Raw genomic sequence first — 14,672 nt, 5'->3', positions numbered from 1 at the left:
CCCCTTGAAGGCGGCCCGGGACCGGCGCACACTGCAAGGAGGGGGTCTCTTCTCGGAGGTGGAGCCCATGAACGACCGTCCCGCAGCACCCGTCGACGAGCCCGCCGACGCGCTTGCCGACGCCATCACGGACACGCTGGCCGACATCGTCGTCCGCACGCATGCCGTGCTCGAGGCGCGGCTGCGCAGCGCCGAGTCGTGCCGGCCGACGCAGGACACGCCGCGCGCGGCGTACGGCGCCACCGATCCTTTCCTGGCCAGCACCAGCCGCCACGTCGCCGCGGCCAACGCGGTGCTCGGCCCGGCGGCCCGGCACCATCTCGAGCACGGGCAGCAGCGCGCCCACGAGCTCGCCCAGCAGAGCCGGCGACTGGAGGTCGCCCTCGGCGAGCTGAAGGCGAAGCTGTACGGCTCGACGTTCGCCACCCATCGCACGTGGTCGTCGATCTGGGCCGAGCTCGAGCGGGAGCTGAGCGCCCAGCGTGATCTCGAGGTCCGGTTGGTGGAGGACCTCACCGCCGTCACCTCCGCGCAGGAGCGCGACGCCCTGGCCGAGCGGCTCTACCGCTGCGAGCGGCGGGTCCCGACCCGGCCGCACCCCTATCTCCCCCACCGTGGGGTCTCGGGCCGGTTGGCCCGGCGGGTCGCCCTGCGGGTCGACCGGTTCTGGGACACCGCGGAGGGTCGGATGATCCCCGAGCCGGTGCGCCCCCGGCGTCGGCGCGACGGCCGGATCACGCAATACCTGCTGGCCGATCCGCACCTCCCCGCGGACCGCTGAGACTCCGCGCCGCAGGCCGTCACCCGCGCGTTACATCGGATCGGGTGAGGATCCCCACGCCTCGAAGGTGACGGCGACCACTGCGCTCGCTGTTGCCAGCAGGTGCACTGGACGACGAGACCTGCCCAGCCCGGGCAGGCCGCCCACGTCGCGCCGAGGCCCGCGCTCGATCGTGGGGAGACATCGACCACGATGAGGTAAGCGCGGGCACGGGAGACCCAGCAGTACGCCGGACCACGGCTCCACCAGAGCACATCACGGTCCGGCTCGGGGCGAAGGGACGCACGTCCCTGGGCACCAGCAGCCCAAGCCCGACAGGTCATCTCTCGCAGGCGCCGCTGCGGAGTTCCAACTGATGTCCACCATCGCGACGCGCGCTGCCGCGCGCCTGCTCGTCCCCGTGCTCGCCTCGGCGTGCCTGATCGCCCCTGCCCCGCAGGCCCATGCCGACGGCGACGGCGCCTCCTTCGTACCGGCCGCCGAGGCGGCCAAGACCGAGGCGGCCGCGCACCCCGCCACGTCCACCAAGCACGAGGCCGAGAAGAAGGCCGCCAAGAAGGCCGCCAAGCGCGTCGAGCGGGTCATGTCCACGGTGCGCTCGCGTGCCGGCAAGCCCTACGTCTACGGCGCCGCGGGCCCGAACGCGTTCGACTGCTCCGGTCTCGTGCAGTGGGTCTACCGTCACGTCGGCGAGCGGCTGCCCCGCACCTCCGGCGCCCAGGCGGGCGCCACCCAGCGGATCCGCAACCCGCGGGTCGGCGACCTCGTCTTCTTCACCAGCGGCGGTCACGTCTACCACGTCGGCATCTACGCCGGCGGCCACACGATCTGGCACGCCTCGCGTCCCGGCGTCCCGGTCCGCAAGGACCGGATCTGGAGCGGCTCGGTCTTCTACGGCCGGGTCCGCTGACCCTGCTCCTCCGGGGTCCTCGGGCCATTGCGCCGGCGCTCGGTATGAGCGGGCGCCGGCGGTGGCTCACCTGATCGGGACGCCCCGGAACTGCGTGGGATTGCGGAAGCGCACGTAGTCGAACATCGACAGCACCTTGTCCGTGCTGTTGGCCCAGGCGGAGAACACCCAGGCGTTGGTGCCGGAGTGCGCGTAGACCCGGTCGGAGTGGTGGACGCCGCGGCCGACGAAGCCGCCGAGGCGTCGGCCGTAGACCAGGTCGCGTCCGGCCCACGCCACGTTGGTCCGCTTGCGCTTCGCGTCGAAGGCGCCGTAGTAGTAGCGGGTGGCCGCGGTCGCGCTCGACCAGCGGGTCACCGAGAGGTAGCGATAGGTCCCGTCGGACGTCTTCGCGGCGCACTGCCAGCCCTCGACGAAGCCGCTCGCCCGGCGGGTGACGGCCTTGCAGGCGGGCGCCCGCGCGACGCCCGGGAACACCCACTGCGCGCCCGCCCAGCCGGTCGGCAGGGAGCAGGTGGCCCCGTCGACCACGGCGGTGCCGTCCCAGCAGCGGAAGGTCGGGACCGGCGGCGCCGGCGCCGGCGCGGGCGGTGGGGTCTTGGCGCGCTTCTTCTTCGGGGCCGGGCTCGGGGTCGGACTCGGCTCGGCGTCCGGCCCGGCGTCGACCGAGTCGGGCTCGGGCCTGGGCGCAGGCGTCGCCGGCCTCTTCTGCTTCCTCGCGCTCGGCGAGGGCGTTCCGGGCTGCTCCGTGGCCGCGGTGGAGGGCGAGCCGGCGGTCCCGGTGGGCGCGGAGGTCGACGGATCGTCGGCGGCCAGCATGGACGGCCTCATGTCGACGCCACCGAGCAGCGAGCCGACGTACACGGCGACGCCGACCAGGGCCACCACCAGCGTGGTGGCGACGAGGCGGCGGCGCAGCGGCGTCCGGGCCGGGGCCGCCTGGAGGGGCTGCCGGACGGCCGTCACCTCCGGCAGGGCGAGCCCGCCCGGCGCCGTCGAGCGCAGGGCGGTCAGGTCGGCGAGCATCGCCTTCGCGGAGGGATAGCGCCGCCGCGGGTCCTTCGCGAGCGCCCTGCCCAGCACCGCGTTGAGGCGGTCGACGAACGCGCCGCCTCCCGGGAACTGCGGGATCGGGCCCCGCAGGTGGCCCATCGCGATCTCGGCGTCCGTGCCGACGTACGGCGGGGTGCCGGTCAGCATGCTCCACAGCAGGCAGCCCACCGAGTAGATGTCGCCCGCGACCCCGGCGGTGCCGGTCTCGCCCGAGTGACGCTCGGGCGCCATGTAGGCCGACGAGCCGACGAGGACGCCGGTGCGGGTCAGCTCGCCGCCCGGGGAGGTGGCGATCCCGAAGTCGCACAGGTAGGCGGTCGAGCCGTCGTCGCGCAGCAGCACGTTGGACGGCTTCACGTCGCGGTGGACCACCCCGATCGCGTGCGCGTCGGCCAGGCCGTCGAGCACCTGGCAGGCCAGGTCGACGGCGTACGACGGCTCGAGGGCGCCCCTCGAGCGCAGCACCGCCATCAGGTCGCCGCCACGCACCAGCTGGGTGACGAGGTAGGGCGCGCCGTCCTGCTCGCCGTGGTCGAAGACGGCCACGACGTGGGCGCTGTCCATCCGCGACAGCACGACCGCCTCCCGACGGAAGCGCTCGCGGAACTCGTCGTCCTGGGCCAGCGCGGGATTGATCACCTTGAGCGCGACGTCGCGCTCGAGCTGGGGGTCGTGGGCGCGCCAGACCGTGCCCATCCCGCCGCGACCGAGCACCTCCAGCAGGTGGTATCTGCCCAACCAGTCGCCCGTGCGAGGCTCCGAGCCGCCCATCCCGAGATTCCGTCCTTGCCGGTGATACTGCCTCCTCGATACTGCGTGAGGCGCGCGCGGGGAGCAAATGGGAGGCTCGGCCCATGACCGTCTACGTCGACGACATGCAGCTGGAGGCCGTGGTCGGCCCGGTCGACGGCGTCTGGTCGCACCTGCTCTCGGACCTTCCCGGCGAGGCCGGGCGCCGGGAGCTGCTCGCCTTCGCCGAGCGGCTCGGGCTCGAGGCGCGCTGGATCCAGAACCCGGGGACCCCGACCGAGCACTTCGACGTCACCGAGCCGACCCGGCAGCGGGCGCTCGAGCTGGGTGCGGTGCCGATCAGCTACGGCCGCGCGGTCGCCGCGATCACCCGCGCGAAGCGGGTCCCTTGCAGTTGAATTCAGGTTCAACTACCGTCCTGGCACGCTCTCGGCGGCTCCAGGAGGCCCGAATGTCCGAACCCCGCGACCTGCTCGACACCGGCGAGACCGACCTGCCGGCGCTGGTGTGCCTGCACGCGCTCTTCCTCGACGCCGGCTCCTTCGACGGGCTGGTGGCGGCCGGGCGGGGACGCTTCCGCTTCCTCCGGCCGACCTTCCCGGGCCAGGGCCACCGCACCGGCGGCACGACCGCCACGGTCACGATGGACGACTGCGTGGCCGACACCCTCGCACTTCTCGCGGACGCGGGCGTGGCGCGCTACGCCCTGCTCGGACAGTCGATGGGCGGAGACGTCGCCGTCCGGATCGCGGCGGCACACCCCGACGACGTGACCGCGCTGGTCCTGGTCGGCAGCTCGGCGCGTGACGAGCCGGCGGAGCAGCGAGCCGCGTTCACCGGGGTGGTCGACCACATGGCCAACGCCGGGTTCGACGACATGATCCAGCAGACCGTGCTCAGCATCATGCTCGGCGCGACCACCCGGGCCGACCCGGCCCAGCAGGACCTCGTCGCCGACTTCAAGGCCCGATTCGCCGCCTTGCCCGCCGAGCTGAGCCACGCCGCACGCGGCGTGGTCGAGCGCCCGGACGCCACCGGGCTGCTCGCCGACATCACGGCCCCGACCCTCGTGGTCAACGGCACCGACGACGTCGCCCGGCCGCCCGCCTGGTCGGCGGACGTCGCCGCGCGGATCACCGGCGCGCGTCAGGTCCAGCTCGAGGGCGTCGGGCACAGCGCCACCCAGGAGGCTCCCGACGTCGTCATGCCGCTCGTGCTGGACTTCGTCGCCGAGCACGCCTGAGCGAGCCGGCCCCCGGCGCGGTGGTCGAGGTGCGAGGCCGGCCACAGCCGAACCTCGAGGCCACCTCGCCGGGTGGGGTCAGCGGCCGGTGAACTCCGGCGGGCGCCGCTCGGCGAAGGCCGCCATCGCCTCCTCGAGGTCGTCGCTGACCAGGAAGGCGGCGTTCCACACCGCGGTGTAGCGCAGGCCCGCCTCGACCCGCGGGCCGCGCTCGGCGTCGAGGACGTCCTTGATGCCCTGCAGCACGAGCGGCGAGTTCGCCGCCATCCGGCCGGCGAGGTCGGCGGCTGCGGCCCGGGCGTCGTCGGCGGACGCGTGGACGTGGTTGACCAGGCCGATCTCGGCGGCGCGGGCGGCGTCGATGTCGTCACCGGTCAGCGCCAGCTCGCGCAGGTGGCCGTCGCCGATCACCCCGACGAGGCGCTGCAGGCTGCCGAGGTCGGCGACGATGCCGACCTTCGCCTCGCGGATGCTGAACACGGCGTCGGCCGAGGCGACCCGGACGTCGCACGCGACGGCGAGGTCGACGCCCCCGCCGATGCACCATCCGGTGATGGCGGCCACGGTCGGCGTACGGGTGCCGGCGAGCACGTCGAAGGCCGCCTGCCAGCGGCGGATGGAGGCGAGGAACTCCTTGCGGGCGCCGGCATGGGTCGCCTCCCGCAGGGCCGCGAAGCTCCGGGCCGCGGACGCGAGGTCCAGGCCGAAGGAGAAGTGCGATCCGGCGCCGGTGACGACGATCGCTCGGACGTCGTCGTCGGCGTCGAGCTCGGCGAAGGTCGCGCCCATCTCGACGAAGAACGCCTCGTCCATGACCGGCTTGCCACCGGGACCCGCGAGCCCGACCGTCGCGACGGCGCCGTCGCGGGTGACGCTGAAGCGGCGCTCGGTCACGGGGCGACCTCCTTGACGATCTCGGAGAGCCGGCGGACGTGGGCGACCTTGTCCTCGTCGGTCGCGGCCAGCGGGTTGAGCAGGAACGTGCGGACGCCGGCGGCGTGGAACTCCGCCACCTGCCGGCGGATGGCGTCCTCGTCGCCGAGCAGCGTGACGGCGTCGACCAGCTCCTGGGGTACGGCGGCCGCCGCGTCCGCCTTCTGCCCGGCGAGGTAGAGATCCTGGATCTCCTTGGCCTCGGCCTCGTAGCCGTAGCGGCAGGCCAGCTGGTTGTAGAAGTTCTTGTCGCGGGCGCCCATCCCGCCGATGTAGAGGGCGAGGTGGTTGCGGATCCCCTGCAGCGCCTCGGGCGAGGGCTCGCCGAGGTGGTAGGCGATCTGCAGCTGGATGTCGAGCTCGCCCAGCGCGGGGTCGCGCTGGGCCAGGCCCTCCGCCAACGGCTCGCCCCAGGCCGCGTCGACCTTGCCCGGGTGGAAGAACAGCGGCTGCCAGCCGTCGGCCAGCTCGGCGACCAGCGCGACGTTCTTCGGTCCGAGCGCGGCGACGGAGATCGGGATCTCGCTGCGGACCGGGTGGTTGATGATCTTCAGCGGCTTGCCGAGGCCCGAGCCGCCCTTCTCCTTCGTGAGCGGGACGTCGTAGTACTTGCCGGCGAACTCCACCGGCTGCCGCTTCCACACCTGGCGGCAGATCTCGATGACCTCGCGGGTGCGGCCCAGCGGGGCGTCGTACTTGACGCCGTGGAAGCCCTCGATGACCTGCGGACCGCTGGCGCCCAGACCGAGCGTGAACCGGCCGTCGGAGACGAAGTCCAGGCCCGCGGCGGTCATCGCGGTCAGCGACGGGGTGCGGGTGTAGATCTGGAAGATCGCCGACATCAGCTCCAGACGCTCGGTCTTGGCCGCGAGGTAGCCGAGCTGGCTGACCGCGTCGAAGGAGTACGCCTCCGGCATCGCGATCAGGTCGAGCCCGTTGCGCTCGTACTCCTGGACGAGCTCCACGGTCTCGGCGAAGCCGCCGGAATAGTCGATGATCATGCCGAGCCGCATGGCGCCCCCCGGGCTGTGGTGGTTGTCGTGATGGTCGTCGTTGCCTGGGACCGGAGCGTAGCCGTCCGCGACACCGACTAGATTTCGGTCCGTGTCCGGCATCGCTCACCAGCTCCAGCGCCACGGAGCGGGCGACGTCAGCGACGACGCCGCGGTCCTCGGCGCCTACTCCTCCGACGCCTCGCTCTACCGCGTCCCCCCGGTCGCGGTCGCATTCCCCCGCTCGGCCGACGAGGTGGCGGCGCTGCTGGCCGGAGCCCGGGCGGAGGGGCTGACGGTCGCCGCCCGCGGAGCCGGCACGTCGGTCGCGGGCAACGCGATCGGCCCGGGCGTGGTCGTCGACTTCAGTCGCCACCTCGACCGGGTGCTCTCGGTCGACGCCGACGCCGAGACGGCCGTCGTGCAGCCCGGTGTGGTCCAGGCGGTGCTGCAGCGGGCGGCGGCGCCGTACGGCCTGCGGTTCGGACCGGACCCCTCGACCAGCACCCGCTGCACGATCGGCGGGATGATCGGCAACGACGCGTGCGGGGCGCGCTCGCTGGCCTTCGGCCGGACGTCGCACAACGTGCGCGGCATGCGCGCGCTGCTCGCCGACGGCTCGGTGCTGACGACCGGGTACGACGCCGACGGGACGCCGACCGCGAGCGCCGAGGGCTCCGACGTGCTCGACCGGCTGCGCTCGGTCGTCGCGGGGGACCTCGCGACCGCGCGCACGGAGTTCGGCACGTTCGGGCGGCACGTGTCCGGCATCGCGCTGGAGCACCTCGTCCCGGAGCGCGGCTTCGACCTCACCCGCACCCTGGTCGGCTCCGAGGGCACGCTCGCCGTGCTGACCGAGGCGACGGTCCGGCTGGTCCGCGCCCCGAAGGCCGCCGTGATGGTCGTGCTCGGCTTCCCCGACTTCCCCACCGCGGGCTTCGCGACCCCCGACGTACTGGCCTTCGAGCCGTCCGCGTGCGAGGGCCTGGACCGCCGCATCGTCGACGTGATCCGCGAGCGGCGCGGGGACGCGGCGGTCCCGGCGCTGCCCGCCGGCGACGCATGGATGTTCGTCGAGCTGTCCGGCCCCGATCCCGACGACGTACGCCGCCGGGCCGAGCTCCTCGCCGGCGCCGGGCTCGGCGTCTCCGCGCTGGTCGTCGATGACCCCGCGACCGCGGACCGACTCTGGCGGATCCGTGCCGACGGGGCCGGACTGGCCGGGCGCGCGCCGTCGGGCAGGCCGGCCTGGGCCGGCTGGGAGGACGCTGCTGTGCCGCCGGACCGGCTCGGGACCTACCTGACCTCCTTCGAGGAGCTGCTGGCGGCGCACGAGCTCAGCGCCATGCCCTTCGGGCACTTCGGCGAGGGCTGCCTGCACGTGCGGATGGACTTCCCGTTCGAACGACCCGACGGGGCGGACCGCTTCCGCGCGTTCCTCGAGGACGCCGCCGACCTGGTGACCTCGCTCGGCGGCTCGCTCTCGGGCGAGCACGGCGACGGGCGGGCCCGCAGCGACCTGCTGCCACGGATGTACTCGCCGGCCGCGCTGTCGCTGATGGCCGCCGTGAAGGACGTCTTCGACCCCACCCGGATGCTCAACCCCGGGATCCTGGTCGAGCCCGCCTCCAGCAGCGCCGACCTGCGCTACTCCGGCTCCACGCGGCTCAGCAAGGGACTCGCGCTGGCCTACACCGCCGACGGCGGGGACTTCGGCCAGGCCGTGCACCGCTGCACCGGCGTGGGCAAGTGCCGCGCCGACAACAGCGGCTCGGGCGGCGTGATGTGCCCGTCGTACCAGGCGACGCGGGAGGAGATCCACTCCACCCGCGGCCGCGCGCGCCTGCTCCAGGAGATCGTCAACGGCGCCAGCACGACGACGTGGAGCTCGCCGGAGGTGCACGAGGCGCTCGACCTGTGCCTGTCGTGCAAGGGCTGTGCGTCCGACTGCCCCACCGGCACCGACATGGCGTCGTACAAGGCCGAGGTGCTGCACCAGACCTACAAGCGCAGGCTGCGGCCCCGCTCGCACTACTCGGTCGGCTGGCTGCCCCGGTGGGCCAAGCTCGGGTCCGCGATGCCCGGCTTCGCCAACAGGTCGATGGACCTCGCTCCCCTGCGCAAGGTCGCGCTGAAGGCCGCCGGCGTCGACACGCGGCGGCGGATGCCGGCGTTCGCGCGACGGACCTTCCGCCGTACGTTCGGCGGATCCGTCGGGACGGGCACGCCGGTGGTGCTGTTCGTCGACTCGTTCACCAACCACTTCGCGCCGCGGGTGGCCGAGGCGGCGGTGGAGGTGCTGCGCGCGGCCGGCTACGACCCGCGGATCACCCGCCAGCAGGAGTGCTGCGGGCTGCCGTGGATCAGCACCGGCCAGCTCGACGGCGCGGCCCGCCGGCTCAGCGGGATGGTCTCCGCGCTGGCCGGGGACGCACGGGCCGGCGTACCGATCGTCGGTCTGGAGCCGTCGTGCACCGCCGTGCTGCGCCACGAGCTGCGCGAGCTGGTGTCCGGACCGGACGCTGCCGCGGTCGCGGAGGCGACGACGACGCTCGCCGAGCTGCTGTCACGTACGCCGGGCTGGACGCCGCCCTCGCTCGACGGGGTGCGCATCGTGGCGCAGCCGCACTGCCACCACCACGCCGTGATGGGCTGGCGGACCGACCGGGCCCTGCTCGAGCGGGCCGGCGCGACGGTCGAGGCGGTGCCCGGCTGCTGCGGCATGGCCGGCAACTTCGGCGTCGAGCAGGGCCACTACGAGGTCTCGCTCGCCGTCGCTGAGGCCAACCTCCTGCCCGCCGTGCGCGCCTCCGCGGACGACGGGGCGCGGGTCGTCCTCGCCGACGGCTTCTCCTGCCGCACCCAGCTCGACGAGCTGGCCCCCGACGCGCAGCCGCTGCACCTCGCCGAGCTGCTCGCCGCGCGGCTCACCCAGCGTTGAGTTGCCGCATCCTCGCCCTTGAGTTGCCGGAAAGTCACCGTCGAGTTGTCACCGAACGCCGGGCACAGGCAACTCGACGGTGAGTTTGGGGCAACTCGACGATGAGTTCGGGGCAACTCGACGAGCATTCAGCCGTGGACGATCCGGTGCAGCTCGGCCATCCGGGTGTCGAGGTCGTGCGCGACCCGGGCGGCGGCGGACAGCTCCTCGACCAGCTCGCCGGGCACGTCCTTGGCGTACTTGTAGTAGATCTTGTGCTCGACGCTGGCCCAGAAGTCCATCGCGACGGTGCGGATCTGCAGCTCGATGGGGACGGTGCGGGCGGTGTCGGACAGGAAGACCGGGATCTCCACGATCGCGTGCAGGCTGCGGTAGCCGTTGGGCTTGGGCTGCGCGACGTAGTCCTTGATGGTGCGCACCGTGACGTCGGGCTGCGTGGTCAGCATGTCGAGCACCTGGTAGGCGTCGGCGATGAAGCTGCACACGATGCGGACGCCCGCGATGTCGGTGATCTGGCCGGCGAGCGCGTCGGCGTCGAGCGGGCACCCGATCCGCAGCGCCTTGGCGCGCAGGCTCTCGACCGACTTCAACCGGGAGCTGACGTGCTCGATCGGGTTGCTCGTGCCGCGGAAGGCCAGCTCCTCGCGCAGGATGTTGATCTTGGTGAGGATCTCGTCCAGCCCGAACTTGTAGTGCAGCAGGAGCGGACCCAGGGACCGCTCGAACGCCGAGAGGTCGTCGGCGGACCCCTCGTACGGCGGAGCGCTGGTCGTGGTCACGCAACGAGTGTGCCGGTGGCCGGTGAGCGCTGGCAGGCGCCCACCGGTCACCCGGGACCCGGTCGGGGGGAAGGCCCGTCAGGCCGTCGCCTGCTCCTCGGCGAGGCGGCGGTAGAGGCGGCGCAGCCGGACGACGCCGAGGTCGTGCTGGTAGAGGTTCTCCGCCTGGTCGGCGTCGGCTGCCATCGCCTCGAGCATGACGCGGTCCTGCTCGAGGACGTGCCAGTGACGGGCCTCGAGCTTGGTCCGGTAGAGGAAGCGCCACACGTCGCGCTCCCAGCCGCTGACCTTGCGGTAGCGCCAGAAGAAGACGGCCGTGGTGCCGGCGTCGATGGGCGTGCCCATGCCGACGATGCCGAAGGAGCCGCCCGGGCCGGCGGTCGGCGGGTAGGGGATCGAGAGGTCGACCCAGTCCATGCCGGTGCGGCAGAACTCGACCCAGTCGAAGTTCTTGCCCCGCTGGTCGGTCTTCTCGAAGAAGAACCCGCGGTCCGACTCCCGGATCCGGAAGCGGGCCTCGGTGTCGCCGCCGAACATCGAGTGCGACTCGCGGTGCAGGAAGGCGCCGTGCATCGGGTCGAGCAGGTTCTCCATCGCGTAGCGCCACGGGGTGTCCCACTCGGCGTAGCAGAGGAACGAGGAGATCTCGTCGTCCACGAGCGGGTCGGGGAGGCGTGCCTCGACCGGGTCGGGGTGCTGGTCGTCGCCGATGTAGGCGAGGACCGCGCCGGCGACCTCCTGCAGCGGCGGGCTGGGCACGAGGGTCTTGCCCTCGAGGTTGCAGCCGGGCAGGCCGGGCACGGAGACGACCGTGCCGGTGCCGTCGACCTGGACGCCGTGGTAGGCGCAGGCGAGCTTGCTGCCGAGGTGCTGGGCCTGCGACAGGGGGGCGCCGCGGTGCGGGCAGCGGTCCTCCAGCATGCGCAGCGTGCCGTTCGACTCGCGGAACAGCACCCAGTCGATGCCGAGGCGGCGCACGCGGTGCACGCTGCCGTGGGGCACGTGGTCGGAGGGGCAGATCGCGTACCACTGGTTGCGAAGCCCGGTGGCGAGGATCTCGTCGGCGCTCAGCGCGCGCTTGACCATCGGTCCCATGTCAGCTCTCCTGCTTCCCGGCGGCCGCCAGCTCGGCGATCGCGGTGGTGAAGACCTCGGGCGTCCACTCCTCGCCGCCGGGTGCGGGGATGCCGAGCTCGTTGAGTCCGTCGACGAGGCCGACGAGGTCGTGCCGGCCGGTGCCGAAGACCTCCTCGATGGCTCCCGCGAGCTTGAGCTCCCAGGGCGTCGTGGCGGTGGTTCCTGCCTGGACCGGTTGTAGGTAGCCCATCGTGTGCTCTCCCTTGTGTCGTGCTGATGTGGTCGTGGGGGCGCGGCGGCCGGACCGTCAGGCGGTCAGACGTCCAGCGCCAGCTGGGAGGTCCGCGCCCGGGAGACGCAGATCATCATGGTGGCGCCGGACTCCTGCTCGCTCGGGCTGAGCAGGGAGTCGCGGTGCTCGGGGGTGCCGGCGAGCACCTTGGTCTCGCAGGTCCCGCAGATGCCGTCGCGGCACGAGCTGCTGACAGAGATTCCCGCGCTCTCGAGGGCATCGAGGATGGAGACGTCGGCGGGCACCTCGACGGTCTGCCCGGAGCGGCGGCACTCCACCTGAATCGCCTGCTCGCCGTCGGGGTCGATCTCGACCTGCTTGGCCTTGAACCGCTCCACCTGGAGGGCGCCGGCCGGCCAGGACGCCGTGTGCTCCTCGACGGCGGCCAGCAGCGGCTCCGGGCCGCAGCAGTAGACGAGGGTGTCGGGCTCGTGCGCCGGGAGCGCGGCCGCGAGGTCGAGCCGCCCGGAGATGTCCTCGGGGATGACGTGCACCCGGTCGCCGTACGACGCGAGCTCGTCGAGGAAGGCCATCGACTCCTGTCGCCGGCCGCCGTACCACAGCTCCCAGTCCGCCCCGCGGCGCTCGGCCTCGGTCAGCATCGCCAGCAGCGGCGTGATGCCGATGCCGCCCGCGACGAACACGTAGCGCTTCGCCGGCAGGAAGTCGAAGTTGTTGCGCGGTCCGATCACGCGCAGCCGGTGGCCGGGGCGCAGGCCCTCGTGGACGTACTCGGAGCCGCCGAGCGCCGCCTGCTCGCGCAGGACCGCGACCCGGTACGAGTGCCGGTCGGCGGGGTCGCCGCACAGGGAGTATTGGCGCACCAGCGAGTTCTTCAGCGTCAGGTCGACGTGGGCGCCGGGCGTCCAGGCGGGCAGCTCCTCGCCCGCCGGATGGGTGAGGCGCAGCGAGAGCACGCCGTCCGCCTCGAGCGTCATCTGCTTGACCAGGAGCTCCAGCTCCTGCTCGTCGGTGGGGGCAGTCATCACGACCTCCTCGTGTCCGGGACCTTCACCGGCGGGGTGAAGGGACGCGGCATCGGGCCGAAGCTGGCGAGGTCGACCTCGACCAGCACCGCGGAGCGGCGGTCGACGGCGTCGCGCAGGACGGGCGCGGCGTCCTCGGCGGTGCCGATGCGCGCGTAGGGCAGCCCGATCGCCGCTGCGAGCGCCGAGAAGTCGGGAGTGGTGAGGTCGACGCCGCTGCGCTCGACGCCGCGGGCCTCCTGCATGTTGCGCAGCACCCCGTAGCCGCCGTCGTTGAACACCAGGAGCACCAGCCAGGGCTTCTCCTGGGCCAGGGTGAGGACCTCGCCGAGGTGCACGGCGAGACCGCCGTCGCCGGCGACGACGACGGTCGGCGCCTCCGGACGCGCGAGCGCCGCCCCCAGGCCCATCCCCAGTCCCTGCCCGATGCCGCCGCCCCGGGGGAAGACGTTGTCGCGCGGGTCGTAGACCTCGAACAGCCGGTTGCCCCACGACGAGGACGCGATGGTGACGTCGCGGACGAAGGGCGCCCGGCGCGGCAGCGCGGCGCGCAGCGCGTCGGCGAGAAGGGCGTGATCGCCCAGCCCCTCCCGCTGGGCGGCGCGGACGCCGGCGCGTGCCTCGCTCACCCGCTCCCGCCACTGCGGTACGACGGCCCCGCCGTCGCGTACGGCGGCGGCGAGGGCCGGGAGCACGGTGGCCGCGTCGGCGGCGACACCGGCCGCGATGGGGAACACCCGGCCCAGCGCGGCCGGGTCGAGGTCGATCTGCACGTGGACCGCCGGGATCGGCAGGTCGTAGTCGCGGGTCTCGTTGGACCGGAAGTGGGTGCCGATGCTGAGCAGCAGGTCGGCCTCCTCGAGCAGCCGGCAGCCGCCGGGGGTGGCGGCGTAGTTGCCGACGACGAGCGGGTGGTCCTCGGGGACGGCGCCGCGACCGGAGTTGGAGGTGAGCAGCCCGGCGCCCCACGTCTCGAGCAGCTCCTGGAGTTCGGGCCCGGCGTCGGTCACGCCGCCACCGGCCCAGACGAGGGGGCGCTGCGCCGCGGTGACGCGCTCGATCAGCTCGGTGAGGTCGGGCAGGTCCGCCGCGCCGGACGCGGCGGCGGCCCCTCCCGCGTCACGCTGCGGGGCGTACTGCAGGTCGATCGGCCACTCGAGGCTGACCGGGCCGCCGGCCCGGCCGGGGCCGCCGAGGGCGGTGCGGACGGCGGAGCGCAGGACGTCCGCGGACTCCTCGACCGAGGTGATCGTGTGCGCCTCGAGCGAGACCGCCCGCAGCATGCCGAGCTGGTCCTTGGTCTCGTGGATGAAGCCGCGGCCCGAGCCGAGGAACTCCGACTCGACCTGGCCGGTCACGTGCAGCACGGACGTGGCCGCGCTGAGCGACTCGATGAGGGAGCCGGCCGCGTTCCCCGCGCCGGTGCCGGTGCTGGTGAGCGCGCAGCCGAGTCCGCCGGAGGCCCGGGCATAGCCGTCGGCGGCGTTGACCGCGCTGGCCTCGTGGCGCACGGGCACGAAGCGCAACTCGCGCGAGACGGCCTCCACCAGCGGCAGGTTGTGCACGGAGATGACGCCGAAGACGGTGTCGACACCGGCCTCGCGCAGCACCTGGACGAGCAGGGCGCCGCCGTCGGCGTGCTCCACCGCTCCGTCGGCCTGCCCCGCAGGGCTGGTGGGGGTGATCAGCTCGGTCATCGCAGGCTCCTCAGGCCACGTAGCGGCTGACGCCGCCACACACGTCGAGCGCGGCGCCGGTCACGTACGACGCGCGCGGGGAGAGGAGGGTGACGACCATGGCCGCGACCTCCTCGGAACGGCCGAAGCGGCCCAGGGCGATGCCGCGGTCGGCGGCCAGCTCGCTCTCGAACTCCTCGTAGGACACCGCCTCGGGGTCGGCCTCGAAGCGGCGGCGCCACTGGCCGGTGTCGATGAG

At 73.4% G+C, this 14,672-nt stretch carries 14 protein-coding genes; 5 read left to right on the top strand and 9 right to left on the bottom strand.

The window, feature by feature from the left end; all coding sequences use genetic code 11:
- Positions 1–67: 67 nt before the first annotated feature.
- On the top strand, positions 68–781 hold the full coding sequence (locus FHP29_RS18575) for a hypothetical protein (RefSeq protein WP_139624381.1): 714 nt from the start codon (positions 68–70) through the stop codon (positions 779–781).
- Between the two features lie 355 nt (positions 782–1,136).
- Positions 1,137–1,691, top strand: coding sequence for a C40 family peptidase (locus tag FHP29_RS18570; protein ID WP_139624380.1), 555 nt, complete (start codon positions 1,137–1,139; stop codon positions 1,689–1,691).
- A gap of 66 nt (positions 1,692–1,757) precedes the next feature.
- Here FHP29_RS18570 and FHP29_RS18565 read toward each other — a convergent pair whose 3' ends face one another.
- Complete coding sequence (locus tag FHP29_RS18565; RefSeq protein WP_158296639.1) at positions 1,758–3,482, bottom strand: serine/threonine-protein kinase; 1,725 nt, start codon at positions 3,480–3,482, stop codon at positions 1,758–1,760.
- 116 nt (positions 3,483–3,598) lie between these two features.
- On the opposite strand from FHP29_RS18565, the gene FHP29_RS18560 reads away from it, so the two are divergent.
- Together FHP29_RS18560 and FHP29_RS18555 are read left to right on the top strand one after the other, a co-directional pair.
- Complete coding sequence (locus FHP29_RS18560; protein ID WP_139624378.1) at positions 3,599–3,892, top strand: DUF4031 domain-containing protein; 294 nt, start codon at positions 3,599–3,601, stop codon at positions 3,890–3,892.
- Between the two features lie 53 nt (positions 3,893–3,945).
- Complete coding sequence (locus tag FHP29_RS18555; RefSeq protein ID WP_139624377.1) at positions 3,946–4,737, top strand: alpha/beta fold hydrolase; 792 nt, start codon at positions 3,946–3,948, stop codon at positions 4,735–4,737.
- Positions 4,738–4,815: 78 nt separating this feature from the next.
- Here FHP29_RS18555 and FHP29_RS18550 read toward each other — a convergent pair whose 3' ends face one another.
- Both FHP29_RS18550 and FHP29_RS18545 read right to left on the bottom strand, forming a co-directional pair.
- Positions 4,816–5,631: a crotonase/enoyl-CoA hydratase family protein gene (locus FHP29_RS18550; protein ID WP_139624376.1), complete on the bottom strand. Its 816-nt coding sequence runs from the start codon at positions 5,629–5,631 to the stop codon at positions 4,816–4,818.
- A complete protein-coding gene (locus FHP29_RS18545; protein ID WP_240044595.1) occupies positions 5,628–6,671 on the bottom strand; it encodes an LLM class F420-dependent oxidoreductase in 1,044 nt (347 codons plus the stop codon). Before FHP29_RS18545 ends, FHP29_RS18550 begins: the two co-directional genes overlap by 4 nt.
- A gap of 103 nt (positions 6,672–6,774) precedes the next feature.
- Between FHP29_RS18545 and FHP29_RS18540 the strand changes: the two genes are divergently transcribed.
- A complete protein-coding gene (locus FHP29_RS18540) occupies positions 6,775–9,603 on the top strand; it encodes an FAD-binding and (Fe-S)-binding domain-containing protein (protein ID WP_139624374.1) in 2,829 nt (942 codons plus the stop codon).
- Positions 9,604–9,731: 128 nt separating this feature from the next.
- Here FHP29_RS18540 and FHP29_RS18535 read toward each other — a convergent pair whose 3' ends face one another.
- The 6 genes from FHP29_RS18535 to FHP29_RS22300 form a co-directional block, all read right to left on the bottom strand.
- Positions 9,732–10,382, bottom strand: a complete 651-nt coding sequence (locus FHP29_RS18535; protein ID WP_139624373.1) for a GTP pyrophosphokinase — start codon at positions 10,380–10,382, stop codon at positions 9,732–9,734.
- Positions 10,383–10,460: 78 nt separating this feature from the next.
- On the bottom strand, positions 10,461–11,477 hold the full coding sequence (locus tag FHP29_RS18530) for an aromatic ring-hydroxylating oxygenase subunit alpha (protein ID WP_205014273.1): 1,017 nt from the start codon (positions 11,475–11,477) through the stop codon (positions 10,461–10,463).
- A 1-nt stretch (position 11,478) separates the two neighbouring features.
- On the bottom strand, positions 11,479–11,709 hold the full coding sequence (locus FHP29_RS18525; RefSeq protein ID WP_139624372.1) for a recombinase-like helix-turn-helix domain-containing protein: 231 nt from the start codon (positions 11,707–11,709) through the stop codon (positions 11,479–11,481).
- A gap of 65 nt (positions 11,710–11,774) precedes the next feature.
- The gene (locus FHP29_RS18520; protein WP_139624371.1) at positions 11,775–12,737 is read right to left on the bottom strand and encodes a PDR/VanB family oxidoreductase; all 963 of its coding nucleotides are present in this window, start codon (positions 12,735–12,737) and stop codon (positions 11,775–11,777) included.
- A complete protein-coding gene (locus FHP29_RS18515) occupies positions 12,737–14,434 on the bottom strand; it encodes a thiamine pyrophosphate-binding protein (protein ID WP_205014271.1) in 1,698 nt (565 codons plus the stop codon). The genes FHP29_RS18520 and FHP29_RS18515 overlap by 1 nt, the downstream gene beginning before the upstream one ends.
- A gap of 10 nt (positions 14,435–14,444) precedes the next feature.
- A partial coding sequence (locus FHP29_RS22300) for an SDR family oxidoreductase (RefSeq protein ID WP_205014269.1) occupies positions 14,445–14,672 on the bottom strand: 228 nt, incomplete at its 5' end.

It is taken from the genome of Nocardioides albidus (genome assembly GCF_006335005.1).
In the GTDB taxonomy this organism is placed as follows: Bacteria; Actinomycetota; Actinomycetes; order Propionibacteriales; family Nocardioidaceae; genus Nocardioides; species Nocardioides albidus.
The sequence above is the reverse complement of the archived record's forward strand: the minus strand, read 5'-3'. Positions and strand labels throughout refer to the sequence as shown.